This is a genomic window from Eubacterium sp. ER2 (assembly GCF_000765215.1).
Classification (GTDB): domain Bacteria; phylum Bacillota; class Clostridia; order Lachnospirales; family Lachnospiraceae; genus Claveliimonas; species Claveliimonas intestinigallinarum.
Genome location: NZ_JPJE01000030.1, coordinates 1 through 23,680, shown reverse-complemented (window position 1 = coordinate 23,680; position 23,680 = coordinate 1). Strand labels below are relative to the sequence as shown.

The 23,680-nt window shown below is 49.7% G+C and carries 24 protein-coding genes and 5 pseudogenes; 2 read left to right on the top strand and 27 right to left on the bottom strand.

The annotated features are described in order from the left end of the window. Positions 1 to 60 precede the first annotated feature (60 nt). The 6 genes from mobQ to NI21_RS17050 all read right to left on the bottom strand — a co-directional run bounded on the left by mobQ (position 61) and on the right by NI21_RS17050 (position 3,487). The gene (mobQ, locus tag NI21_RS0111120) at positions 61 to 1,650 is read right to left on the bottom strand and encodes a MobQ family relaxase (RefSeq protein WP_033126280.1); all 1,590 of its coding nucleotides are present in this window, start codon (positions 1,648 to 1,650) and stop codon (positions 61 to 63) included. A gap of 135 nt (positions 1,651 to 1,785) precedes the next feature. Further along, on the bottom strand, positions 1,786 to 2,007 hold the full coding sequence (locus tag NI21_RS0111115; protein ID WP_033126279.1) for a hypothetical protein: 222 nt from the start codon (positions 2,005 to 2,007) through the stop codon (positions 1,786 to 1,788). 336 nt (positions 2,008 to 2,343) lie between these two features. Continuing rightward, on the bottom strand, positions 2,344 to 2,664 hold the full coding sequence (locus NI21_RS0111105; protein WP_052084072.1) for a transposon-transfer assisting family protein: 321 nt from the start codon (positions 2,662 to 2,664) through the stop codon (positions 2,344 to 2,346). After that, positions 2,661 to 2,960 carry a DUF3847 domain-containing protein gene (locus tag NI21_RS0111100; protein WP_033126277.1) on the bottom strand — a complete coding sequence of 100 codons (300 nt, stop codon included), beginning with the start codon at positions 2,958 to 2,960 and terminating at the stop codon, positions 2,661 to 2,663. Before NI21_RS0111100 ends, NI21_RS0111105 begins: the two co-directional genes overlap by 4 nt. Then, a complete protein-coding gene (locus NI21_RS0111095; protein WP_033126276.1) occupies positions 2,957 to 3,295 on the bottom strand; it encodes a DeoR family transcriptional regulator in 339 nt (112 codons plus the stop codon). The genes NI21_RS0111100 and NI21_RS0111095 overlap by 4 nt, the downstream gene beginning before the upstream one ends. Continuing rightward, positions 3,296 to 3,487, bottom strand: coding sequence for a hypothetical protein (locus NI21_RS17050; RefSeq protein ID WP_171031583.1), 192 nt, complete (start codon positions 3,485 to 3,487; stop codon positions 3,296 to 3,298). A gap of 533 nt (positions 3,488 to 4,020) precedes the next feature. Here NI21_RS17050 and NI21_RS0111085 point away from each other — a divergent pair. Beyond that, positions 4,021 to 4,296, top strand: a pseudogene (locus tag NI21_RS0111085) (helix-turn-helix domain-containing protein); the annotation flags it as partial. Between the two features lies 1 nt (position 4,297). Here NI21_RS0111085 and NI21_RS16500 read toward each other — a convergent pair. The 20 genes and pseudogenes from NI21_RS16500 to NI21_RS16480 all read right to left on the bottom strand — a co-directional run. Further along, positions 4,298 to 4,612, bottom strand: a pseudogene (locus NI21_RS16500) (helix-turn-helix transcriptional regulator); the annotation flags it as partial. A gap of 275 nt (positions 4,613 to 4,887) precedes the next feature. Continuing rightward, positions 4,888 to 5,682 carry an aminoglycoside O-phosphotransferase APH(3')-IIIa gene (aph(3')-IIIa, locus tag NI21_RS0111080; protein WP_001096887.1) on the bottom strand — a complete coding sequence of 265 codons (795 nt, stop codon included), beginning with the start codon at positions 5,680 to 5,682 and terminating at the stop codon, positions 4,888 to 4,890. Positions 5,683 to 5,774: 92 nt separating this feature from the next. Further along, on the bottom strand, positions 5,775 to 6,317 hold the full coding sequence (sat4, locus tag NI21_RS0111075; RefSeq protein WP_000627290.1) for a streptothricin N-acetyltransferase Sat4: 543 nt from the start codon (positions 6,315 to 6,317) through the stop codon (positions 5,775 to 5,777). Then, positions 6,314 to 7,222 carry an aminoglycoside 6-adenylyltransferase gene (ant(6), locus tag NI21_RS0111070; RefSeq protein WP_024400881.1) on the bottom strand — a complete coding sequence of 303 codons (909 nt, stop codon included), beginning with the start codon at positions 7,220 to 7,222 and terminating at the stop codon, positions 6,314 to 6,316. The genes sat4 and ant(6) overlap by 4 nt, the downstream gene beginning before the upstream one ends. 32 nt (positions 7,223 to 7,254) lie before the next feature. After that, positions 7,255 to 7,989 carry a bifunctional 2-polyprenyl-6-hydroxyphenol methylase/3-demethylubiquinol 3-O-methyltransferase UbiG gene (locus NI21_RS0111065; protein ID WP_000662263.1) on the bottom strand — a complete coding sequence of 245 codons (735 nt, stop codon included), beginning with the start codon at positions 7,987 to 7,989 and terminating at the stop codon, positions 7,255 to 7,257. Further along, positions 7,970 to 8,839, bottom strand: coding sequence for a nucleotidyltransferase domain-containing protein (locus NI21_RS0111060; RefSeq protein ID WP_000228166.1), 870 nt, complete (start codon positions 8,837 to 8,839; stop codon positions 7,970 to 7,972). The genes NI21_RS0111065 and NI21_RS0111060 overlap by 20 nt, the downstream gene beginning before the upstream one ends. A 175-nt stretch (positions 8,840 to 9,014) precedes the next feature. After that, positions 9,015 to 9,239 carry a helix-turn-helix transcriptional regulator gene (locus NI21_RS0111055; RefSeq protein WP_033126275.1) on the bottom strand — a complete coding sequence of 75 codons (225 nt, stop codon included), beginning with the start codon at positions 9,237 to 9,239 and terminating at the stop codon, positions 9,015 to 9,017. A gap of 261 nt (positions 9,240 to 9,500) precedes the next feature. After that, positions 9,501 to 11,120 carry a recombinase family protein gene (locus tag NI21_RS0111050; RefSeq protein ID WP_009259632.1) on the bottom strand — a complete coding sequence of 540 codons (1,620 nt, stop codon included), beginning with the start codon at positions 11,118 to 11,120 and terminating at the stop codon, positions 9,501 to 9,503. 111 nt (positions 11,121 to 11,231) lie between these two features. Further along, a complete protein-coding gene (locus NI21_RS0111045; protein WP_009259633.1) occupies positions 11,232 to 11,420 on the bottom strand; it encodes a transposon-encoded TnpW family protein in 189 nt (62 codons plus the stop codon). Between the two features lie 14 nt (positions 11,421 to 11,434). Next, positions 11,435 to 12,277 (bottom strand): ATP-binding protein, encoded by an 843-nt coding sequence (locus NI21_RS0111040; RefSeq protein ID WP_033126274.1) that lies wholly within the window; start codon positions 12,275 to 12,277, stop codon positions 11,435 to 11,437. Next, positions 12,274 to 13,005, bottom strand: a complete 732-nt coding sequence (locus NI21_RS0111035; RefSeq protein WP_009259635.1) for a replication initiator protein A — start codon at positions 13,003 to 13,005, stop codon at positions 12,274 to 12,276. The genes NI21_RS0111040 and NI21_RS0111035 overlap by 4 nt, the downstream gene beginning before the upstream one ends. 136 nt (positions 13,006 to 13,141) lie before the next feature. Further along, positions 13,142 to 13,528, bottom strand: coding sequence for a cysteine-rich VLP domain-containing protein (locus NI21_RS0111030; RefSeq protein WP_009259636.1), 387 nt, complete (start codon positions 13,526 to 13,528; stop codon positions 13,142 to 13,144). Next, positions 13,518 to 14,105: pseudogene (locus tag NI21_RS17290) on the bottom strand (relaxase); the annotation flags it as partial. The gene NI21_RS0111030 and the pseudogene NI21_RS17290, both read right to left, overlap by 11 nt. Positions 14,106 to 14,216: 111 nt before the next feature. Next, positions 14,217 to 15,245, bottom strand: a pseudogene (locus NI21_RS17285) (relaxase/mobilization nuclease domain-containing protein); the annotation flags it as partial. Continuing rightward, positions 15,217 to 15,615, bottom strand: a complete 399-nt coding sequence (mobC, locus tag NI21_RS0111020; RefSeq protein WP_009259638.1) for a plasmid mobilization relaxosome protein MobC — start codon at positions 15,613 to 15,615, stop codon at positions 15,217 to 15,219. The gene mobC and the pseudogene NI21_RS17285, both read right to left, overlap by 29 nt. A gap of 521 nt (positions 15,616 to 16,136) precedes the next feature. Next, positions 16,137 to 16,349 (bottom strand): helix-turn-helix domain-containing protein, encoded by a 213-nt coding sequence (locus tag NI21_RS0111015; protein WP_002586615.1) that lies wholly within the window; start codon positions 16,347 to 16,349, stop codon positions 16,137 to 16,139. Beyond that, complete coding sequence (locus NI21_RS0111010; RefSeq protein WP_002586616.1) at positions 16,342 to 16,764, bottom strand: sigma-70 family RNA polymerase sigma factor; 423 nt, start codon at positions 16,762 to 16,764, stop codon at positions 16,342 to 16,344. The genes NI21_RS0111015 and NI21_RS0111010 overlap by 8 nt, the downstream gene beginning before the upstream one ends. A 171-nt stretch (positions 16,765 to 16,935) precedes the next feature. Further along, complete coding sequence (locus tag NI21_RS0111005; protein ID WP_002586626.1) at positions 16,936 to 17,703, bottom strand: class I SAM-dependent methyltransferase; 768 nt, start codon at positions 17,701 to 17,703, stop codon at positions 16,936 to 16,938. Between the two features lie 50 nt (positions 17,704 to 17,753). Further along, entirely contained in the window at positions 17,754 to 19,673 is a 1,920-nt protein-coding gene (tet(W), locus tag NI21_RS0111000; RefSeq protein ID WP_033126273.1) for a tetracycline resistance ribosomal protection protein Tet(W), read from the bottom strand. A gap of 657 nt (positions 19,674 to 20,330) precedes the next feature. Next, positions 20,331 to 20,459 (bottom strand): annotated as a pseudogene (locus tag NI21_RS16480) (Maff2 family mobile element protein); the annotation flags it as partial. Between the two features lie 471 nt (positions 20,460 to 20,930). On the opposite strand from NI21_RS16480, the gene NI21_RS0110995 reads away from it, so the two are divergent. Continuing rightward, positions 20,931 to 22,139, top strand: coding sequence for an IS110-like element ISEnfa110 family transposase (locus NI21_RS0110995; RefSeq protein WP_002382856.1), 1,209 nt, complete (start codon positions 20,931 to 20,933; stop codon positions 22,137 to 22,139). A 146-nt stretch (positions 22,140 to 22,285) separates the two neighbouring features. On the opposite strand, the gene NI21_RS0110990 is transcribed toward NI21_RS0110995, so the two are convergent. Beyond that, the coding region (locus tag NI21_RS0110990) for a VirD4-like conjugal transfer protein, CD1115 family (RefSeq protein WP_033126272.1) at positions 22,286 to 23,680 on the bottom strand (1,395 nt) is incomplete at its 5' end.

The following is a 23,680-nucleotide window of genomic DNA, read 5'->3' as shown; positions in this document are numbered from 1 at the left end:
CTCCTGAAAATAGAAAAAGCGCCTGCCATTCTCACAAAGAAAAGGCAAGCGCCTGATTGGTTAAAGTTCCATATCCTGTTTTTGCTGGCGGCGGGGCTGCTGGCGTTTCTGTTCTTCCCGCTGTTTTGCGCCCTCAATCTTCCAGCTTAATTGTTCGTTGATGGACGGCTTCTTTCCCGGCTCCGGCACAACACGGCGCTGGTCGGGCGGCAGCACATGGTTTATCCAGTAGCGCACATCCCGCAGCAGCTTCATATCCGCCTGAACCGCCTGCAATCCCTCATTTTTTTTAGACAGTTCCTCGGAAAGCTGCGCCCGTTCTTTCTTTAACTCTTTCGCATCGAAGGGCAATTCCTCCTGATGGGCTTTGAAGAAACGCTTTGCGGCAAGGTAGGCGTCCAGTTCCTCCCGGTGTTCGGCGGCAAACTTCTCCTTTCGGGTTTTCCAGCCGATGGAAGCGTATTTCTTGTAAACCTCTTTGTAGGCTCCGTGGTTGGCGATATGGGAAAGGGTGGTGTCGATGGCCTTTATCCGGCGTTCCGATTTTCGGATGTCGGTTTTGGCAGAAAGTATCTCCCCGCTGACCTTATCCAGATAGGCGTCAAGGCTCTCCACGGTGGAGATCTCTTTCTGCCGCAGGAAGTCAAGGGCTTCCATGACCTTGTTGAAATCGCCAACAGTGCCTTTCAGCTTCCCCTTGGAAGTCCAGCCGGTGCGTTCCTCGCTCCGCATATCCAGATACCGGGAAAGCAGTTCGGGGATGGTCGGCTCCTTTGCCTGTTCCAGCACTTCCAGCAGCGCTGCCTTTTTCTCTTTCAGGCCGGACAGCCAGCCCTTTAAGCTGCGTACCATCTGCCGGATAGACTGCATGAGGGAATTGGCGGCTTTGATGTCCCGGTTCAGGTTGCCGATGTTGGTCTGTATGCCTTTCTTCTCCAACTGGCTGACCGCTGGCCCCATGTGGACGGTGGGGATTTTATCAATCCCCTGTCGGGCATAGGAACGAAGGTCAAGGCGCTCCGGGCTGCCGATGGCTTCCAGATAGCGGTTCGCCGTGTCAGCCCAGCCCTGCCGCCATATCTCGGCGTACTTCTGGTCGTTCCAGTCCACGGTGTCCTCCTTGTGGCTTTTCCATCTGCCGGACGCAAGCCGGATACGCTCGCCGTTCTCGTCAAGGTCATAAACCTTCCGGCTCTTTGGGAGCCACTTGCCTTGTTCGTCCATTGCCCGCATGGTAAGCAGGATGTGGGCGTGGGGATTTCCGTCCCCCTTGTCATGGATGGCAAAGTCGGCAATCATGCCCTTGGAAACAAAAAACTCCCGGCAGTAGTCCCGGATAAGGTCGGCGTACTGTGACCGGGGAAGTTCCCTCGGAATGGCAAGCACAAACCTCCGGGCAAGCTGGGAGTTCCATTGCTTCTCGATGGCTTCGGCGGCGTTCCACAAGGTATTCCGGTCTGCGTATTCCGGCGGGGCATGGGGCGGCAGCATGATTTCGGTGTGGACGATTTCGCTTTTATGGGAATAGTATTTCTGTTTCTGGTCGTATTCGGAAAACAGCCGTTCCCCGCTCTGGTAGGCGGCAGACGCAACGGCTGACTGGCGCTTGCTGCGCTGGATGATTTTCACATCAAAGTGCGGGCATGGCAAGTCACGTCCTCCTTTCTCCCGGTGTCCGGGCATAAAAAGAGCAGGGAACCTGTTTCAAGATTTCCTGCTCGGTGGTGCCGCCGGTGGGTGGCTGGTATTCAGTTTTGAAAGTTCGGATCAGGGTGGCCCGATAAATTAGGATTTTCCCTTTAAGGAATCATCTATTTTATCTATTTCTTTTGATGTTTTTTCATAATCAATCACCGTGCCTATAACAATTCCAATCAACATTCCGATACTTGCACAAATAGGAATGGCAAAAAGATTTTGCAAAAACGCCCATGCCAACACACCTATGCAACCACCAACAATAAATCCTGTTAATAAGCCAACAGTTAAGTATCTATTGTTTTTCATATTGCTATATCCCCTCCAAATTCCAATTTGTCGTTGACTTCATTATACCTCATCGTTTCAGAAAAGTATAGCGGCCTATTGTAAAACTTGCTGGACGGGAACAGCTTGCAGTGCAAGGTGTTCCCGGGCGGCAAGTACACAAAGGGGTAGCTGGCGTCAGCCAGCGCAGGGGAAGTGTAGCTTCCTCTGTGATGATTGACAGGAGCCGGAACGCTGCGGGCAATCATCCGCTTTCCGCAGGAAGCCCCCGGCAGGGCGCAACACACTACCTTCAGGTGGTGTATAGTTGCGCCCTCTTTCAGAGGGGCAGTCCACGGGCTGCGGCTCTGGAAGCAATTATGACCGTTCCCGGTCTGGCTGTTTTCTCTTGGGATGTGGCTTTTCCGCCCTCGCCTGTGCCTTGGCTTCGGCAAGCCTGCGCCGGATGGAATTGTCCCGCTTCTGGATAAACCGCTGCTTCGTATCAGCGATAAAGCGGCGGCACTCCGGCTCCGGGATGGCGTCCAGCTTTCGGATGGTATTCTCCACAATCTCCCTTGTCTGCCGGTCACGGATAACCGGCACGATTTCTTTCAGCCCCGCAAGAGTTTCTTCCTTCGTACCGGCGGCGTACTGATAGACCATAGCCAACTCGTCTTTTGAAAAATCCATCTTCATTCTGCGCCCTCCTTCTCTGTGCCGTTTCCGGCGAACACTTTTTCCATAAGCTGCCGGGTGCTGTCCTTCCGGAACAGCAGCTTCAAGAACAAACTGACCTGTTCATCCGTGATGGCTTCCGGGTGGGGAAGGTAGCTTTCCAGCATGGCGGCTCTGGTGCAAAGCCGGTGCGTCCGTTCCTTCCGGGTCAGCGCCTTAGCCTGATGGGTCAGACGCTTTTCCTCCTGTTGCGCCCAGCGCAGCTTCTTTTCCGTTTTCTCTATCTCCTGATTGAGTTTTTCCAGCTTTTCATTCATCGGCGGCTGGCCTCCTTCTTCGGAATGAGTACATATATTTTGTTGGGTTCCCCGAAGCCCTGACGCACTCGCAGTATCAGTCCGGCGTCCTCCAATTCATTCAGGGAACGCTTCACGGTCATGGTGCTGCGGGCAAGTGCCGCCGCCAGTTCCACGATAGGGAAATGGATAAACAAAATCCCGTTGGCGTCCTCTATACCTGACAAGAAAACAATATCCAACATCCGGGCGTACATGACCTTTGCGGTGCTGCTGATCGGGAGCCGCAGCATGGCTCTCGGCAGCGGCATACAGGGCGGTAGGGCGGTGTCTGCGGTCATAAATTCAACTTCCATTCAATCGGTGTCCTCCTTTACTTTTCGTTTTGAGCGTTTGGAAAGATAATAGGGGCAGTCCACAATGACCGCCCGGAAACTCTGCTTGCAAGTGCGCTGGCATTTCCGGCAAAGGTCGTTGTACGTTACCCGCCCCCGTTCATTGAGGAAGAAAGACAGTTCCAGCTTCCTCTTTTTCGGCATTCTCGGCATGGTGCCTCCTTAAACAAAAATCCGCCCATTTCAGCCGTAACAGCCGCAATAGACGGATAGCAGATTTTAGTGTCGTGTTTCGGGGCGATTTTCAAGGAAAAAGCGGCCATAGAGCCGCCCGGAAATCCCCCGTAGTATTATGGATAGGGTAGACTATGCCCTATCGGATTGTTGTGTTTCGGTATCAATTCGGTGTTCATTTTCGCCGGTTCTCCCTGATGTCGTTCCTGCCCCTGGCTCTCACAACGGCGTTTCGCTCCCTTTGGTACGCTCGTTGCGGTCATGGTTCCTCCATTTCCCTGCCGCAAGTCGTTGCGCTACATCGCCGGGGAGCATATCCCATACAGGCCGGTCATTCGATTGGAATAATCCATCGATGAACTAAGCCCATTATGGCACATTTTTGAGCCTTCTCCCGTATATCCACAAAGTAGGAAAACCGCCCCAAAATCGAAAATTTCCACGATTGCGGAACGGGTATGGTATAATGAAATTGACGGCGGCAGCCAGCCGCAGGAAGGAGCGATGTATCTATGAAAACCCGCATTTCCGTACAGGAACGCCTGAAAGATTTACGGGTGGAACAGGGCTTAAATCTGGAAGAATTGGCGCAGAAAACCGGCATTTCAAAATCAGCCCTCGGCAGCTATGAAAACGACAACGATGAATACAAGGAAATCAATCACGGCAGCCTGTTGAAGCTGGCAGACTTCTATCAGGTGTCCGTTGACTATCTGCTCGGCCTTACCAACAATCGGAAATATGAAAACACGCCGATAGAAGAATTACATTTGAGTGATGAAGTCGTGTGATTTTATACATAGCTGAATCAAAATCCTTTATAAATGATTCATCTCCATGGCAATTTAAAAATTTCCCTGCTGTAATCAATGCACCCACTTCCGCCGCTGTAAACATTACCGGCGGAAGTAGGAAGCCCTCTACAAGAAAATATCCTTTTCCGGCCTCAGATCCAATTGGTATTCCGGCTTCTTCAAGTGTCCGGATATCTCTGTAAACTGTCCTTAAGCTTATATTAAATCGCTGTGCAATTTCTTTGGCAGGAATTATTTTTTTTGATTGCAGCTGAATAAGAATAGAGGTTACTCTGTTAATCCTGTTCAAATTTTATTCCTCCTCTGTGACTTCCATAAAAAGTATATCCTATGCGTTCTTAAGCTAGCTGCTGTTAGTGCTTCTCATTGCACCCTGGTTATAAAAGCCATACTCACAAACCTCTTCACCAAAACTCTTTACATCTCTAATATAGAACTCTATCTAGCGAACTTTTAGAAAAGATATAAAACATCAGAGTATGGACAGTTGCGGATGTACTTCAGAAAAGATTAGATGTCTAAAAAGCTTGTAGTTAAAGCTTTTTAGACATCTAAATCTAGGTACTAAAACAATTCATCCAGTAAAATATAATATTTTATTTTCTCCCAATCAGGCTTGATCCCCAGTAAGTCAAAAAATAGCTCGACATACTGTTCTTCCCCGATATCCTCCCTGATCGACCGGACGCAGAAGGCAATGTCATACCACTTGTCCGCCCTGCCGCTTCTCCCAAGATCAATAAAGCCACTTACTTTGCCATCTTTCACAAAGATGTTGCTGTCTCCCAGGTCGCCGTGGGAAAAGACAAGTTCCTCTTCGGGCTTTTCCGTCTTTAAAAAATCATACAGCTCGCGCGGATCTTTAAATGGAGTGTCTTCTTCCCAGTTTTCGCAATCCACATCGGCCAGATCGTTATTCAGTAAGTAATCCAATTCGGCTAAGCGGCTGTCTAAGCTATTCGTATAGGGACAATCCGATATGTCGATGGAGTGAAAGAGCCTGATGCACTCCGCATACAGCTCGATAATCTTTTCAGGGCTTTGTTCATCTTCATACTCTTCCGAGCAAAGGACGCCATCGGCCTCACTCATGAGCAGATTGCTCCAGCCATCATGCCGTTCAAAGTGCAGGACCTTTGGAACAGGCAGCTTTCCTTCCAGCCATAGCATCATGTCCTTTTCCCGTTCCACATCATAGGTGGTCCCTTTATACCGGCTGTCCGTCATTTTTAAATATAGGTTTTCATTTTCTCCCACCAGCTTATATACCTTAGCAGGAGACATTCCTTCCGTATCTTTTACGCAGCGGTATTTTTCGATCAGTTTTTTCAATTCCGGTGATATTCTCATTTTAGCCATTTATTATTTCCTTCCTCTTTTCTACAGTATTTAAAGATACCCCAAGAAGCTAATTATAACAAGACGAACTCCAATTCACTGTTCCTTGCATTCTAAAACCTTAAATACCAGAAAACAGCTTTTTCAAAGTTGTTTTCAAAGTTGGCGTATAACATAGTATCGACGGAGCCGATTTTGAAACCACAATTATGATAGAATTTACAAGCTATAAGGTTATTGTCCTGGGTTTCAAGCATTAGTCCATGCAAGTTTTTATGCTTTGCCCATTCTATAGATATATTGATAAGCGCGCTGCCTATGCCTTGCCCCCTGAAATCCTTACATACGGCGATATCTTCTATATAAGCGTACCGGTTCCAATTTTTTCGCAGTTTAACTTTTCCGACGCATTTATCGTCTTGGTAGTAAAGATATATTATCTTATCAGTATTGTCAATATATTCAAGGCAATCTGCCTCCTCATCCTCTTCATCCTCTTCGTCTTGGTAGCTTTTTAAATATGGCGCTTCATAGAGTAATTCTGTAAAGGTCCAATTCTCGTTTTCATACCTCGGTATAATCTTACCTATCACCTCAAATGGTTCGCTGGGTTTATCGATATCTTTCAGGTGCCCTGCTTTCATTTCTGTAATCACTGTTCCCGCCTCTCTTCTATATCAGCGGCATATGTGCTATCCAGGCAGCCGGTTTTACCAGTGTATTTTTTATACATGTCCCTGGTATATTTTGTTATATTCCTATCATACTCCGGATAGGCATAATGAAGCCTTTCCGCCACCTCACCGGATACCGCCCTGAACAATTGATGGCATAGAAATAATGCTTCCCATATGTTTTCATAGGAATCCATCCGGTAGGTGGACAAAAGTTTCTCCCACAAATCCTCGGATATATACCTTTCAATAAACTTATAGTTCTTGCCTACACTTAATTTAAAGCCTGTTTCGATGCCGACCTTCCATGATATCATTCTCAGCAGCTCATGGCGAACAATCTGATTAAAATGATCAATAGCAAATAAAATTTCCTTACGGCACAGTCCCTTAACCACATAGGTAGTGGTGTTCCAGAATTCATTGCAGCAGTCATCGTATTCCCGGGCACTGGGTTTTCTTATATGATAATCCATGTCGGTCGGAACTACAGCTTGCTGAATCCTTCCATCCTTATCCAGAATAATCTTTATCAATTTATCGTCATTCAGGTAGTTTCCCAACTCTTCCAGGGGCAATAAGGTAAGGTCTATTTTATTATAATCATCAAAAAGTATTATATAGGAGTAGCCTTTCTCTTCAGCCGGGAATAGTTCCATATCCTCCGGTTTTTGCATCATTATAATATTCCCGAAGCTTTTAAGCCATTCATCCTTTAAAGTAAAGGATTCCACATCTGTTACGAAGTATGTGACATCATAATCCTGGAATTCGTCCTTAGGTATATTAATATTTGCGCGTGACCCCTCAAGGGTCACAATTCGAATACGTTCATCCTGTTCTGCTAAAGAAAGTACTAAATCCATCATTTCTTTTTCTGATCTCATTTACATACTCCTCGTTTATTTTTTCTATATTATTACATCTTCTTTTTTGCCGATACAATCAGCATCATTGGGCGTCGCATTTCATCCGCCATCCCCGGAATATCCATCATGTTCTCTGGCGGCTGTGGCTCCACAATCTGATTTATTATAAAACTATTTGAAAGCAGTGTATTTAGATATGTGGTCAGTGTTCTATGATATTTTGTAACCTTTTCTTCCAAAAACATAGCTGTCCGTTTGCCCTCATAATAATAATTGTCCACCGGGAAATGCAGTATTTCTCCTTTTTCGTTATAATACCAGTCTTGTGTTCCATGAGCAGTAAAAACAGGATGTTCAACTGTAAAAACTAAATTGCCACCAGCCTTCAGCATCCTATATATCTTTTTTATTAAATTCTCATAGTCTGCTACATAATGAAACGCAAGCGAACTTAGTATTACATCAAAGCTCTCCTCTGGGAAATCCACATCTTCTATGGCACAGCATTCATATTCAATCTGTGGAAAATGGGTTTTTCCTTTTGCTACTTCGAGCATTTTATGAGAAATATCAACACCTACTACAGAGGAAGCACCGTTTTCCATCGCATATATACAGTGCCATCCATAGCCGCATCCTAAATCAAGCACACGCTTACCCTTAAAATCAGGTAGCATCTTTTTCAAAGTCTCCCATTCTCCCGCACCAGCCAGTCCTTTCTGCGAGCGACTCATTTGACTGTATTTTTGAAAAAATATATTATCATCATATTTGTTTTCTTTCATCTGAACTCTCCTCGTTTAAAAAGTTATTTATCTCCGATACAATTTCATTCACTTCATTATAAAGCTTCTCGGTCATGTCGTAGCATTCAAAAAGTGAGATACCGAGTACTTCAAAAATATGATTTACCTTCTCGGTATATTTTTCAGGTTTATGTTCAAAAGTTTCAAGCAGTTTTATAGCTTTCTTTTCGTTGATACAATAAGCATTATTACATGCAAATAACACTTGATTTAAACATGAAACTATACGAAAAACATGACCCGCAATATAATATTTATCGTCTGTTCCCGAATTTGCTTTTACAAACATTAAAGAGAACCCTGCTTCAAACATAAAAAAGTTAACTAAACTTTTCTGCAAAGCATTGGGATAAGTTTCTGCCTGTTTTTTTAATTCGCATAAGCTTTCATTCTTAGCATATAGTATTTTGCTAATCGCTAATTCTCCTCGATACATTGCACTAATATAACCATGGGGATGCCCAGTCTGATAATTGGCAGTAACAATTCCGTGCTCTGTATCTTTCATTATTTGTTCCACACGTTTAATATCACGTAAAATTAAATCCACATGATACCCGTTTATGACTAACCATCCGCCGCCATTAATCCAATCACCCCATGCTCCGGGAGGTACAACAAGGTTATTTCTATGCTCATCATCCAGCTTTGTAGCGAATTGATTAATAGTATTTATGTCAAATGATTCTGAATTGTAATAGATGCCGATATCTATATCCGAATCCTCTGTATGGGTGCCCCTTGCACGTGAACCACCTAAAACAATACCTTCTATATAAGACAGAGAGGATAATTTCTCTGCTACTGATTTAATAATATTATCTACCATCAAGCATGCTCCTTTTATCGATTCACTGCTGTAAAAATTCCAAGCCAAATCTTTTGCTTCTACTCAACATATTTATAATTTTTTTAATTTCACAAAAGATAGCTAATAAGCACATTATAAGAATGATTCTGATTTTTTTCTTCACTTTTATTTTTCTCCATTTCAGCACATTGTTTTATTTTTGGGGTTTTTCGATTTCATCATTTTCTAATTCAATCACATCCAGAATGCCACAATTCAAGGATTCGCAGATACGAACCAGCGTTTCCATGCTGATATTTTTCCCTTTTCCCATATTAGCAATCATATTTGTGGTAAGACCGGCGGCAATCCGCAAGTCCTCTTTTCTCATATTGCGCTCAACCAGCGTATGCCAGAGGGGTTTATAGCTTATGTGCATTTATCCTCCTGCCTTTCTCCCGGTTCCGGGGTTCCTGCTCCTATTATATCAAAGTTCTTGCTATTCCACAAACATTTCTTGATACAACCGCCGGTTCCGTCTGGATTGTGCTTTTCCTTTCTTCTCTTGATTACATCTACTTAGCCATGAGCTGCTTCATGCCCTGGGACTTTGCTTATGTGCGATAAAGAAGTAATAGAAGTGTAAAAAATTTTGCCGTTCCTATCCGGCACTTGGCCATTGTGTCGGATAGGTCGGGCGTTAGGCTTCGGGCAAGTCAATCTTGCCGACAAAGCTGTAATAAATCTCAATGTCCTGCCTGCGGGTGCCGTTCTCGTCATAGCTGCACTCATGCACGACGATTTTTTCAATCATTTCCCGCAAGAGGGTGGGGGTCAATTCCTCAAAGGCAAGGTGCTTTCGGACGATACCCATAAACTTTTCCGCGTTGACGGTGGCGGCCTGCGACTTGTCCAGTTCGGCCTGCAAAGCGGCGGCGCGGTCTTTCAGTTCCCGCTGCTCCTGCTCATAGTCTGCCGACAGTTCCATGAAACGCTCGTCGCTGATTTTGCCGTTTACATTGTCCTCATACAGCCGCTTGATAATGCGGCTCACTTCGGCAATGCGCTCCTGCGCCTGTTCAAGCTGCTTGGTGGCTGCGGCGGTCTTTCTCTTGCCGCCGATCTCGTTCTGCTGGATAAGCAGCTTCACAAAGCGGCTCTCATGCTTGGCGGCATATTCCGTTACTTGCCGGAGATTGGAGAGGACACCGGCGGTCAACAGGTCGGTGCGGATAAAGTGCGCCGTACAGTCGCGGGTGCGCTTCTTGTAGCTGCCGCAGATGTAACAGTCCTGCTTGCGGGTTTTGTTCTGATACCGCTGCTGGTACATCACATGGCCGCAGTCGGCGCAGAACAGCATACCGGAGAACAGCCCCACTTCATCATAGCGGTTCGGGCGTTTGCGTTGCTTGCGTAACTCCTGCACGCGCTCCCATGTTTCCCGGTCTATGATAGGCTCATGGTGGTTCTCAAAAATGGCCTGCTTCTCCACGGGGTTCTCTACACTGTGCTTGACCTTGTAAGAGGGCTTCTCCGTCTTGAAGTTCACCAGACAGCCGGTGTACTCCCGGTTTTCGAGGATATGCACGACGGTGTTCGTCGCCCACTTGCACTCATAGCCGGGGTGGTAGCGGCGGGTGCTGCCCGTCCTGCGGTATTCCAGCGTCCCCGGCGTGGGGATTTGCTGCTCCGTAAGCATACGGGCAATCTTGGTCGGTCCGTTCCCGGCAAGGCAAAGCTGGTATATCTGCTGGACAACCGGCGCGGTTTCCTCGTCAACGATATAGTTCTCGTCCTCGTCCATGAGGTAGCCATAGACCGGCTTGCTGGTAACAGGCTTGCCGCTCATGCCTTTTGCTCGTTTTACTGCCTTGATTTTCTTGCTCGTATCTCTCACCAGCCATTCATTGAACAGATTTCGCAGAGGGGTAAAATCGTTGTCCATGCCGCCGTTTGCGCTGTCCACATTGTCGTTGACAGCGATAAAACGCACTCCCTTTTGGGGGAACAGCATTTCCGTGTAAAACCCTACCTGCAAGTAGTTTCGCCCTAACCGGCTCATGTCCTTGACTATGACCGTACCCACTTTCCCGGCTTCAATGTCTGCAAGCATGGCTTGAAAACCGGGTCTTTGAAAGTTTGCGCCGGAGAAGCCGTCGTCGGTGTACCAGCGCAGATTGGTAAAGCCGTTCTGCTTGGCGTAGGTTTCCAAAATCCTTTTCTGGTTCGATATGGAATTGCTCTCGCCTTGCAATTCGTCCTCATGGGACAATCTCGGATAAAGGGCGGTAATGAGGTTTTGGGTGGCTTGTCTTAACATAAAATCCTCCGTTTCCGACAGCCAGCCCCACTATTCCGTGGTTTCATTGTACCACGGAATAGGGCGGGCTGTATAGCGGCAAAAGTGTAAAATCAGCTTCTTTATGATTTGTCAAATTGCCGATTTTTGTGTAGCAGCGGCTTCCGCTTCCAGTACCCGCGCCATTTTGTCGGCGGCGGTGGTCGTGGTGTCTTTCTTGAAATAGCCGGACACGACAAGGACGGAATTGCCCATGCGGATTTCCGTCACGCAGTCGGGGCGGCGGGTGGTGCGGGTGTCGTGCTGCTGTCTATCTGCCATAGGCAATACTCCTTTCAGTCGGTAATCAGTTTCTTCATGCTCTCCATTTTCCGCTGCGCGGTTTCCTGCCGGAAGTTGTCGCCGGTAAAGCGTACCGGGACGCACATGGAAAGCAGGCGGTCATAAATCCGGGAATGGGCGGTGTCCTCCGGGTTCCGCAGGTCGTCCAGCGTGAGGTTGGTCGTGACGATCAGCGGCTTGCCGCTACGGTAACGGCTGTCAATCACATTGAAAACCTGTTCCAATCCATACTCGGTGCCGCGCTCCATGCCGAAGTCGTCAAGGATAAGCAGCGGATAGCGGCAAAGGCGGGAAATGTACTCGTTGCGGTTCTCAAAGCTGGCGGCAAGGTCGTTGAGGATAAGGGCAAAGTTCGTCATGTGGACGGGGATTTCTTTCTCCATGAGGGCGTTTGCAATACAGCCCGCAAGGTAGCTTTTCCCGGTTCCCACGCCGCCCCAGAACAGGCAGCCGATATTGTCGGCTCGCATATCCTCCCAGTGTTCCACATACCGGCGGACAATCCCGGCCTGCGGATTTCTGCCGTTGTCGTTCTCAAAAGTCCAGTCCCGCATGGTGGGGTCGGTAAAGCCCCGGCGTTTCAGTTCCTCCACGGTGTCAAGGTGCCTGCGCCGCTTCTCTGCGGCCTCCCGTTCCTCGCGGGCGGCTCTCTGACAGTCGCACTCTGCCGGGTGGCGGTCACGGCCAAAGATAGCAGCCTTATCCGGCGCAAAATAGGCTTCTTTCGGCTTGCGGCACTTGCCGCAGTACAGTAAACCGTCCTCGCCGGTGTAGTCCTCCGGCTCCGGGGTGGTGGCCGTCATATTCTCCAAAACAGCGTTGATTTCGTTCTTCATAAACTCTCGCCCTCCTTGCATGAGTAGTCTGGTATGCCCTTTTTCGGGGCTTTCTTTTTGTCGTTCCCCGCCCATATCCGCAGGGCGGCGGCATAGTTCTGATAACTTTTCCCGTTGGCGGCAAGGTAGCGGCTCATTTCCTCGATGAACCGTTCCAACCTGTCGGGGTACTCTGCCTGCAACTCGTCGTATTCGGTCTGCGACAGAAAAATATTCTGGTATCGGCCATAGGGCGCGGGCGGCTCCCCACTCACTCCCATTGTTTGGCTCTCTGTAAGGTTGTTTATAGTAGTTTGGTTAGGGGACGGTTTTCCGACCATCATAAGGTCGGTTTTCTGACCATCAGTAGGACGGTTTTCCGGCTCTATGAGGGTCGGATTTCCGGCCATCAGTTGGTCGGAAAACTGTACCTGTGGCACACGCGGCACTTTCACATATAGGCGGTTCGGTGCGGAGAAGCCGCCCCGTTCCCGTTCCAGCAGCCCCGCCATGTCCAGTTCATTAAGCGCCCCCTTTATGGTGGTGCTGCCCTTATCCAGTATTTCGGCTATCTCCGCGATGGGATAGATAATATATATCCTGCCCTCGTCGTCCTGCCACTTGTTCTTCTGGGAAAGTGTGGAACGGTCTAACAGCAGCGAATACAGCAGCTTGGCGGTCTGGGAAATCTCCATTTTCAGCAGGAAACGGGGGTAGGGCAGATAGATAGGCAGCGGCGTGTCTGCCATGATATAATCAGCGATAGTATCACCTCCCTGTGTTTCGGGTTGATTTTGGCGTTTTGTCACGCCTTAGAACGGCGTTTCCGGTGGAAAAGGATAAATGTATCGCGTACCCTTTGACACCCACGAAAAAAGCCTTGATTTATGCGGGTTTGAAAGGCTCTAAAGCGTGACATTTCTGCCTTTGTTTCCGCTTTCTCTCGGCGGCTTTGATTTTCTTCATGCGTCCGGCGCAGCCGGGACAGTATTTCCCCCGGTTGGATTTGGGGACAAATGCCGCCCCGCAGACGGCGCAGCGTTTCCGGCTCCCTCGGTGCAAGAGGGCTGCGGCCAGTTCCCCGTCAAGGGGCAGAACAGCCACACGGAACCAGCGGCACATGAGGGAAAGGGAAATGCTCTGGACGCACACGCAAGGCTCCCCGTCGTCTAACAGCAGGCAGTTTCCCTCGTCGTAGTTACAACACTCATGTACCAGCCGCCGCGCCCGCCGATGCTGGCGGTAGTCCATTCTCGGTAACTTATCGCTCATGGCTCTGCTCCTTTCTGCGGTGCGGCTCGTTCCGGCGCAAAATCTGGTCGATGTTCCGCTTGACGGTCTGCAACTCCTTGAACCGCTGTTTCTGTTCGTGATAGGTGTTATACAGGCCGTCTTTCTCGGAGATAAGCTGCTCGATCTCGGCCTGCAACGCTTTCCGGGCGGGCAGCTTGGTAATGCCATGCGCCTTGAAATACCGGGCGGCTGCGTCGGCTATGATAAAATCGCTCTCGTTTGCCTGCCGGTATGCGTCACGGGCTTTCTGCGATTTCTGCGCCCGCAGCCCGTCACGGGCGGGCTTGGTCTTGGCATAGGCAAGTACCTGTTGCTGCAACTCCTTTTTCCCTTGTAGCTTGGTTTCCAGTGCTTTCAGTTCGCCGCTGGTCTGGCGCATTTCCTGATAGGCGGTATCAACAGCGGCTTCTAACTGCTCCGGGGAAGTAAAGCCGTATTCCTGATACACATTCAGCGTCTTGGCTGCCTGCTTCAGATTGTGTATCTTCGCCCAGTGTTCATAGCCCCGGCCTTTGCCCTCGGCCAGCTTCTTTTCAATGTCCACAAGCCGCTGCACACTTGGGGCCCCCGCAAAGCCGTCTGGCTTTGCGGGGAGAGGAGAAGCAGCGGAATGAGTGAGCTTTCCCGCTTGCGGGGAAGCGAAGGATATGGAGCTTGCGCCGACGAGTTTCGGGGCGGTTTGTGGGGCTTTTGTAGGCTGTATGCCGGTTTTCCCATGCCGGGGGTATTCGGGTATGGCTGCGGCCTTTTCTGTGGCTCTGGCGGCGTTCTGCTCCAAAACGGCAAAGACAGCGGCGCGGTCAAAGTCGTCGCCCAGCTTCCGGGCGGTAATGGGCTTCGTCCTGTCCGGCGTGAGGTAGGAAAGCCGCCCACGGCTCTCCTTAACGCTCACGCCCTCCCGCAGCAGCAGAGAGGAAAATTCGTCAAAGCTGGCGGCGGTGGCAAGGGCTTTCCGTATGGTCTGCCGCAGCTTCTCTTTGTTCGTTTCAAACTTGGTCTGCCGGGGCGTGATACCGCCTGCAATCATGGGGGCGTTCTGCCTGTCCAGCTTGGCCTGTCCTTTTTTCTGCGCCCAATACTCCCGGTCGGTCACGCGGTTCTTACTGCCGTTCAAGAGGTCGATTTGGTAAAGCCCCTCCCGGTGGCACATCTCCATGACTTCGGACTTGAAGTAGCGCAAGGCTGCGTCGGTACAGCGGTGCTTGCAACCGGCCTTTGTATCGGCTGGCCTGTCCATATAGGGCAGGAACGGCACTTCCTCTATCCGCAGCGAATTGATAACGATATGCACATGAATGTTGCCGCTGTGGTTATGCCCGTCCGGGTGGGTGCATACAAGGGCTTGGTGGCCGGGGAAATGCTCTTTACAGAATTGCTCCCCCAATGCCTGCGCCCGGTCTACGGTCAAGCCATTGTCCGGGCCGTCCCGTGGGTCAAAGCTGATGATATAGTGGTGGCTTTTTACATCTTCCCGCTGCTGGTTCTTTCCGTATCGGAGATTTGCCCGCATACACGCAACGGCAAAATCCTCCCCGTCGCAGTTCAGTGTGGACAGCCGGTAGTCCTCGCGGGGGATAAGCCTGCCGGTTTCATCAAGGACGGGCTTCATGGTAAACTCGTCATGCTCAAAAAGCAGGTATTGCTCGGCGGCTCCGTAGTCGGCATTTTTAGAGTTGATATGCTTGAGTGTTGCCAACCGCGTCACCTACTTTCTTGAGGACTTCATACTTGAGGGCGGCAAGGTCGGCTATGGCAGCGCGCACCTCGCCGGACAGCGCATTGTAAGGTGCGCCGTACTCGTTCAGATACCGGGCAATCTGATTGAGATTGCCGCCGATCCTGCCGTACTCGGCGGCCAGCTTTCCAACAGCGGAAAGCAGTTCATCATTGACCGCTGACACATGGATAACGGGGCGTATGGTCGTGCGCCGTATCGCCTGCCGGAGAAATTCCGACTGGCTGATACCATAGGGCGCAAGCCGCGCTGTGAAGTCGGCGTATTCATCTTCGGACAGCCGGGTTTTCACAACGCGGCTGCGGTGGGGTGTGTTGTATTTCTTTCGCATGGTCGTGACCTCCTTTCTTGCCGCATGAGCGCGGCGGGGATAAGCGGCGCAAGCCGCATAGCAGGGTTTGGGGAAGGCACTCCCCAACAAGTTTCCCGCGAGGGGCAAAACCGCAGAATTGCGGATTTTGGCACCGTGGTAGAAACTTGCTCTCCGTGACTGCAAACTTTCTCTCACTTCCGTCCGCCACTTTTTTGGAAAACTGCAACCACAAAAGTTTGTTTCTCTTTTTCTGCTACTACTAATCCTGTAAAGGGCATTCCTGCCCGCTTTCGCTAAAATGACACCGGACGCAGTGGTTTCTACCCGGTGTTGGAGAAATCCTTTCTCTTTGCCCTCTACTACGGGTAAATGCTCCAAATGCCAAACACCAGGGCAGAAAAATTCCCTCCTCGCTTACTACTACAACCGGCAGGGGGCAAAATGGCCGGGAGCGGAGCCGGACAACAAAAAAAGCAGTAAATCTTTTTCAAGACTTACTGCTTTCGCTGGCCGCGTCGGTGGCGGCTGGTATTCAGTTTTTATGACTTGTCCGGTGGTTCGTCAAGCCGGAACTTGAATTGACAGTCAATTAACCGCTGCTTTACATAGTCCTCCACCTCGGCGTTGACCTGCCCGTTCACTTTTGAGAAATAGCGGATATATCCGGCGTAGTGGAGCAGGACAGCGTTCACGGCTTCTGGGTCGCCCTCACGGGCTTTGAGGATTGTTTCATAGGGGAGAAGTCTACTCATACCGGCTCACCCCCATTTCTTCGCGTAGCCGCTGCAAGGCAAGCTGGATATGCCGCCCCGCTGTGCTGCGTGACCGGCCAATACACGCGCCGATCACGCGCTGCGGCTGGCGCAGAAAGTAATAGCGCAGGATTTCTTCCCGCGTCTGCTCCGGCAAAACAGAGATCGCGTCGGCAAGGGCGGCGTTGCAGAGCAGGACGGTCTGACCGCAGACGGTAAATGGGTATTCCTCGTCCGGCTCCGACGCGGCAAACTGGACAAACTTCTCGTTCATCAGATAGTCAAGGGAAACTTGCCGTTCCCATTGCCGTTTAAGCTTCAAAATCTTGTCCAAGGCGGCACAGCGGATAACAGTCTTGCAAAAGGCGTTGTACCTGCGCTGGATATATTCTTGATAGGCTATCTGGTCGGTCATGGAAATTCCCCTTTCTGAATAATAGTGCGGGGCGGTGGCACTTCTTGCTGTCGCCCCTTGATTGCCTACCAGCAAAGGCGGGCGGGGCTGTCAACGGCTGCGCATATGCGCCGTTCATCTTGACCGTTGACTGGCTCGGCTGGGTTTGCTATTTACCCGACAAACTTGAATTTATTTTAAGCTATCACGTTTTACCTTCTTAAGCCTTACTATCATTACCATAGGAATTTCTTTGTTGGTTTTAAAACATTCTTCATAAAATCCATCAATGACAAATCCAGCTCTAAAACAAAGGTTAAAAATATCTTGTATGGAACGATGATAATAAATCTGCTCTTTCGGTTGCCCTTCAATCGCTATATCATAGTAACTGTGCGGTGTCATATATTTTTCAGTCAACGTGACAAAACAAGGGTGTTGCGTTGCAAAGACAAAAATTCCGCTTTCCTGCAACAGTTCATAAACAGCCATAAGAAGTGGTTCAATATCCGTAATATCCATAATTGCCATATTAGAAACTGCTTTCGTAAAGGCTCGATTTCTTTTTAATTCTAATATACTTTTTCTATCGGTCGCATCCGCCACACAAAATTCAATTTGTTTTGCATATTGTGATTGCCGTCTTTTAGCCAATTCTATCATTTTTTTGCTGTAATCAAAAGCGACAACCGAAGCGCCTCTTTGTGCAAGATACGAAGAATAATTTCCATTGCCACACGCAATATCCAAAATGTAATCCGCAGGATTAGGAGATAGAAGTTCCGTTACTTTGGGACGCACTACCTCTCTGTGAAATTCATTAGATTCGTCACCCATTGCATTATCCCAAAATTGTGCGTTCTCCTCCCAGATTTTTTTACTTTCCTCTGTTCCCATGTTCTCTCCCACTCCCCAAATTTGCTTTTTTGCTTCCATTAAATCTTCCTTACTATATTCCATTGTTACCCTCCATAACTTCTGATTGTTGCCGTCTTGACGATTATGTATCTTTACATTACCTTCTGAAACATATGGCGCACCTTGTCCAGGCGGCTGTTTGGACGGCGGGGCTGGATGACCGGCTGACCGACAGCGGCCTGATATCCTTTCAGCTCTGTAAGGCATACGCTCCGCCCGTTGGTGTAAAAGGCCAGATCAGTACGGTATGCCTGTATACAGCGGGCGGGAATCTCGCCAGTAAAGACAACTTCATCCTTTTTTACCTGGGCCGTTTCGATGGTGGCACAGTATTTCGGTGCATCATGATAAGCCCTGGAAAGGTATTCCTGGGGCGCATAGAGGATGAAGGAGAGATAAGGTTCCAGCAGCTGCGTCCCCGATTCCTTCAATGCCTGTTCCAATACAATCGGGGCCAATGAGCGGAAGTCCGCCGGCGTGCTGACCGGACTGTAATAAAGCCCGTATTCAAAGCAAATCTTACAGTCCGTTACGTTCCAGCCGAACAAGCCCTGCTCCAGCCCGTAACGGATACCATCCCTGACAGCGTTTTGAAAACTCTGGTTCAAGTATCCCAGCGAAACCCGGCTCTCGTATTGTACACCGGAGCCAAGCGGGAGTGGTGTAACAGACAGTCCGATGGATGCCCAAAACGGGTTGGGCGGCACCTCGATATGGATGGTGTGGCTGGCTGCTTTGAGCGGCCGCTCCATATAAATGACGGTGGGTTCCTTTACCACTGTTTCAAGCTTGTATTTTTCCGACAGCAAAGCGGAAACAACCTCCAACTGCACCCGGCCCAAAAAAGAAAGAATGATCTCATGGGTGATGGAATCCACCTCGCAGCGCAAAAGCGGGTCAGTATCCGCAAGTTGCGTAAGAGCGTCCAGCAGCCGTTCTCTTTGCGCTGCCGTTTTCGGCGCAATCGACGTCCGCAGCATGGGGAGGGGGTCCTCACGCCACCTTTTACGAGGGAGCCGGGTTGGGTCCCCTAATACATCGTTTAACCTCACGCTGTCGCTGGGAAGGATAACAATTTCACCCGGATAAGCGGTGTCTGTCCGAACAATTTCCCCTTTGGATGGAATACGCATCTCTGTGATTTTCAGCTTTTCTCTCCCGGCCAGGGCCACCGTATCCCGCAGGCGCAGCGTTCCGCTGTATAGCCGTAGATAGACACGCCGCTGGCCGCAATCTGTATACTCCACCTTGAAAACGCTGCCGCATAGGGCGGCGCTCCCCTGTTCCCCAATCGGTTGGAACAGCCCTGTCACCGCATCCATCAACGGTTGAATGCCAAGGCCCTTTTTGGCGCTGCCATAATAGACCGGGAACAGGGAGGCGTCTTGAACCCGCCGCTGTTCCTCCCGCACAAGTTTTTCCCGGCTGATTGGTTCTCCTGCGATATACTTTTCCAATAATTTATCGTTATTTTCGATGACCGCATCCCATGCTTCTATGTCGGTATTTTCCTCCAGGACTATTTCCGGGGACAGCGACACCGTCTGCTTGATGATAATATCGGCGGAGAGCTTATCCCGAACAGACTGAACCACGCTCTGCAAATCAACGCCAGCCTGGTCGATCTTGTTGATAAAGATAACGGTGGGAATGTTCATTTTCCGCAGGGCATGGAACAGAATACGGGTCTGGGCCTGCACGCCATCTTTAGCGGAGATCACCAAGATGGCCCCATCTAAAACAGCCAAAGAGCGGTACACCTCCGCCAAAAAATCCATGTGGCCGGGCGTATCCACAATGTTGACTTTACATCTGTGCCACTGGAAGGAAGTGACTGCCGCTTGAATGGTAATCCCACGCTGCCGCTCCAAAAACATGGTGTCCGTCCTCGTTGTCCCTTTTTCGACGCTCCCCGGTTCTGAAATGGCTCCGCTGGCATATAGCAGGCTCTCCGTCAAGGTCGTCTTTCCAGCGTCTACATGGGCAAGAATTCCAATATTGATTATTTTCATGTGATTGTCCTCCCTTTACTGCCCCGAAGGGCATAAAAATCCCCAGCAGTAAAATACTTTTACCACTGGGGATGATAATTTGCTGACATACACATATACAGCATACACCTGTTTGTGATTGCTGTTTTTGGGGATATGTCAAAATTGATAAGGCAAAAGTATTCTTAAATTGGGTACAAAAAACTAAGCCCCTACAAAAGGGACTATCATAATCCTTTGTTCCCACTATTTGATTATAGTTTTATTTAAGAATACCTTGCCGCATATTTTTTACTCCTTTTCTGGAATAGAATTATTATATCACATCAGTTTTAGGAAAACAAGTATCTAAAAGAAATTTTTCTTCCCCTTATATGTAACAATCATACCGGCTTCCTAACGTTCAGAATGGTTTCTACTGTCTGCTGCGGTGTTTGGTTGGAATTGTCCAGCCAAAAGCCGATCCGTGGTGTTGTCTGCATTTTACTAAATACAAATTCAATGTATACAGAAAGAAATATATAAGGAGTGGGAGGGATTTCGCCGTAGTCGGCATTGTAGGAAAATCCAAAAGTTTAGATTTTCTCAAAATGCTTATCTTTTGGTCTTTGGTTCGGAATAGTGTAGTGCTGGCGGTCTATCTATTGTTTTCGGTTGCTTGCTTCCTTACCGTACATGAGCATTCGCACCGGGGTTGTCGTTGCCGTAACCTTCCAGCAGGTTGATGACACCCCAGATGCCGAGACCAGCGCCCAGAGCGATAACGAGGGTCTGAAGAACGGTGATAGCCTGATTGAAAAATGCCATAAATTATAGTTAGCCGGAATCATTTGAAAAGTTTGATTTAGTCATTCATAGGCATACAAAAGCCGGAACAATCGGCACCCGGTTTCCGGGGCCTGATTCCGGCTGTCCTCCTTTTTTCATTATTTTTTGGTGATTGTCCGCTTTGTACGCCGATGGCCCCATCCGGGGCGGTTGAGGCGGGTAGATAAGATCACTCCTATTACAATAAATTTGGACAGGAAAGCCGGACAGCCAGTCCGGCTTTCCCTCCATCTCGTGCCTAAGCTACAATGAGAGGAGCAACTGGCTGACCAATCACTCCTTGGGCTTGTATGTCCGTGTGAAAGACTGTTAGCCATCCTCTCGTTGCAGCGTTCGATTTAAGCAGGTTGAACCACCGGATGTCGGAGAGTTCGTGTCACACAATAGATTGAATCGGCAGCGAGAAAAGATGGATTCCGGTTGCAGATTCTTTGTATTGGAGGAATGTGAATGAACTGCGTTGGCATCGATGTTTCCAAGGGTAAGAGCATGATTGCAGTCATGCGGCCCTTCGGAGAGGTAGTGGTTTCACCCTTTGAAGTACGTCACACCGCCAATGAACTGAGCGAGCTGGCAGGACTGCTCAAAAGCCTGGACGGCGAGACCCGTGTGGTGATGGAATCCACGGGTAATTACCATGCTCCGGTGGCCTGGCTGCTCCACGACGCGGGCCTTTATGTCTCGGTAGTCAATGCAATGCTGGTGCATGACTACGGAAACAACAGTTTAAGACGGGCCAAAACCGACAAAAAGGATGCCGTAAAGCTGGCCAACTACGGTCTTGACCACTGGCTCACATTGCCGAGATATATCCCGGAGGAGGATACCCGACTCATGCTGAAAATCTGCTACCGGCAGTACCAACAGTATTCCAAAGTTCAGACCATGCTGAAGAATAACCTGATCTCCCTGCTGGACACCACCTTCCCAGACGCAAATCGCTTGTTTACCAGTCCGCCCCGCGCCGATGGCAGCGAGAAGTGGGTGGACTTTGTCGCTACTTTTTGGCATTGCGAGTGCGTTTGTGGCCGGTCTGAGAAGGCCTTTACTACCCAATACCAGAAGTGGTGCAGAAAGCACGGCTACAATTTCAGCGAGGATAAGGCGCTGGATATTTATGCCTCTGCTTGCAGACACTTCGGTGTCATACCGAAAACGGATACGGCAAAACTTTTGGTAGAACAGGCCATTTCTCAACTCCAGACAACTTCTTCCGCGTTAGCTGCTCTCAAACAGGAGATGCAATCCCTGGCAGCTTCTCTGCCGGAGTATCCTGTAGTGATGGGGATGTTTGGTGTTGGCCCAACCCTCGGCCCTCAACTCCTGGCTGAAATTGGCGATGTACGCCGTTTTCATTCCAAAAAAGCGTTGGTTGCCTTTGCGGGTATTGACGCCCCGCCCTACCAATCCGGTCAAATAGATGTCCGTAGCCGTAGCATTTCCAAGCGAGGATCTGCCTCACTGCGCAGGACGCTCTTTCTGGTGATGAGCGTCATCCTGCAATGTGCTCCAATAGACGAGCCGGTGTACCAGTTCATGGACAAGAAACGCTCTGAAGGCAAGCCATATCGTGTCTACATGATGGCCTCTGCCAACAAGTTCCTGCGCATCTACTACGCTTCTGTGAAAGCCTACTTGGAATCCCTGGAGCACGACTGATTTTTACACTCTATACCATCTGGCTGGCCGCCGTTTTAATTTTGAGATGCTCAGCGGCTTGATTTTGTATTGCATTTTTTCGCCTCCCTAAAAATCTGAAATTTCTACTTGACTTTTATTAGCAGGTCTTTCACAGCGGAACAGATTTACACGCCCTCTGCGTCTACTTCATACACATCGTAGACCTCGTTGGGCTTGAGCTTGAGCCGGGTGGACAGGAACGCCTCGATGTCAAAGGCGTTCTTGGGGTCCGCGTCGGCGGTGTACGGGTAATTGGGGTGCTTGGTGATGTCGTACTTGTCCGAGAGGAAAGGCCGCACACCGCGCAGCTGGAGGATACACTTGCCGCCGTCCATGACGGCCAGTTCATCCTGGCTCATAAGCTCTTTGCCGAGCTTTTGGTAGTTAAGAGAATGGGATGTCTCGCGGCCCCGGCTCTCGCCGGTGTTGTAGGTGTCGATGGTCTCCTTGCCCAGCACGGCGGCCAGCTCCTTGAGGGTTGTCGGCTCTTTGCCGCCCAGGAAGATGGAGGTATCCATGTTGCCGATGATGGTATCGGCGTTGTCCTTGTAGATAGCTTTGAGCTGGGACTGTGCTTGCAGCACCAGGCAGGCGGAAATCTCACGGCTTCGGATGGTGGCAACCAGCTTTTCCAGCCGAGGGATCTGTCCAATATTGGCGGCCTCGTCAATGAGGCACCGCACATGGACCGGCAGCCGCCCGCCGTACACATCGTCCGCTTTTTCGCAGAGCAGATTGAACAGCTGGGTGTAGCACATGGAGATCAGGAAGTTAAAGCTATCGTCCGTGTCGCTCATAATCAAGAACAAGGCGGTTTTCCGGTCTCCCAGGGTATCCAGCTCCAGCTCGTCGTAGGCCGTGACCTCCCGCAGCTCCGCGATGTCGAACACGGCAAGGCGCGCACCGCAGGAAATCAGGATGGATTTTGCGGTTTTGCCCGCAGCCAGCTTGTACTTTTTGTACTGACGGACGGCGAAGTGGTTGGGCTTCTCTGCCTCCAGCGCGTCAAACATCAGGTCCACGGGGTTCTTGAACTCCTCGTCATCCTCCCGGACCTCCATCGCGTTGATGAACTCGATGAGGGTGGAGAAATTCTGTTCCTCCACCGGGGCCTCGTAGTGGATATACCCAATGAGGGCGCAGTACAAAAGCGTCTCGGCCTTAACCCAAAAATCGTCCCCGGCCTTGCCCTCGCCCTTGGTGTTGGCGATCAGCGTCGTGACCAGTTTCAAGATGTCCTTTTCGGAGTGGATGTAGGCAAAGGGATTATAGTGCATGGACTTCTTGAAGTTGATGGTATTGAGGACTTTGATCCGATAAGGCTCATAGATGTCCTTGCCGTGCTTATCCTTCATGGGCTTGCCGTCCTTGCCCAGCTTGGGTGTGCCGCGCTGAAGCATTTTGCCGCACTCCACCAGGATGGTGCCTTTTGGGTCTGTCACCACATAGGAGCTGTGCATCTGCATCAGGTTCGGTTTCAGCCAGAAGCGGGTCTTGCCGGAACCGGAGCCACCGATCAC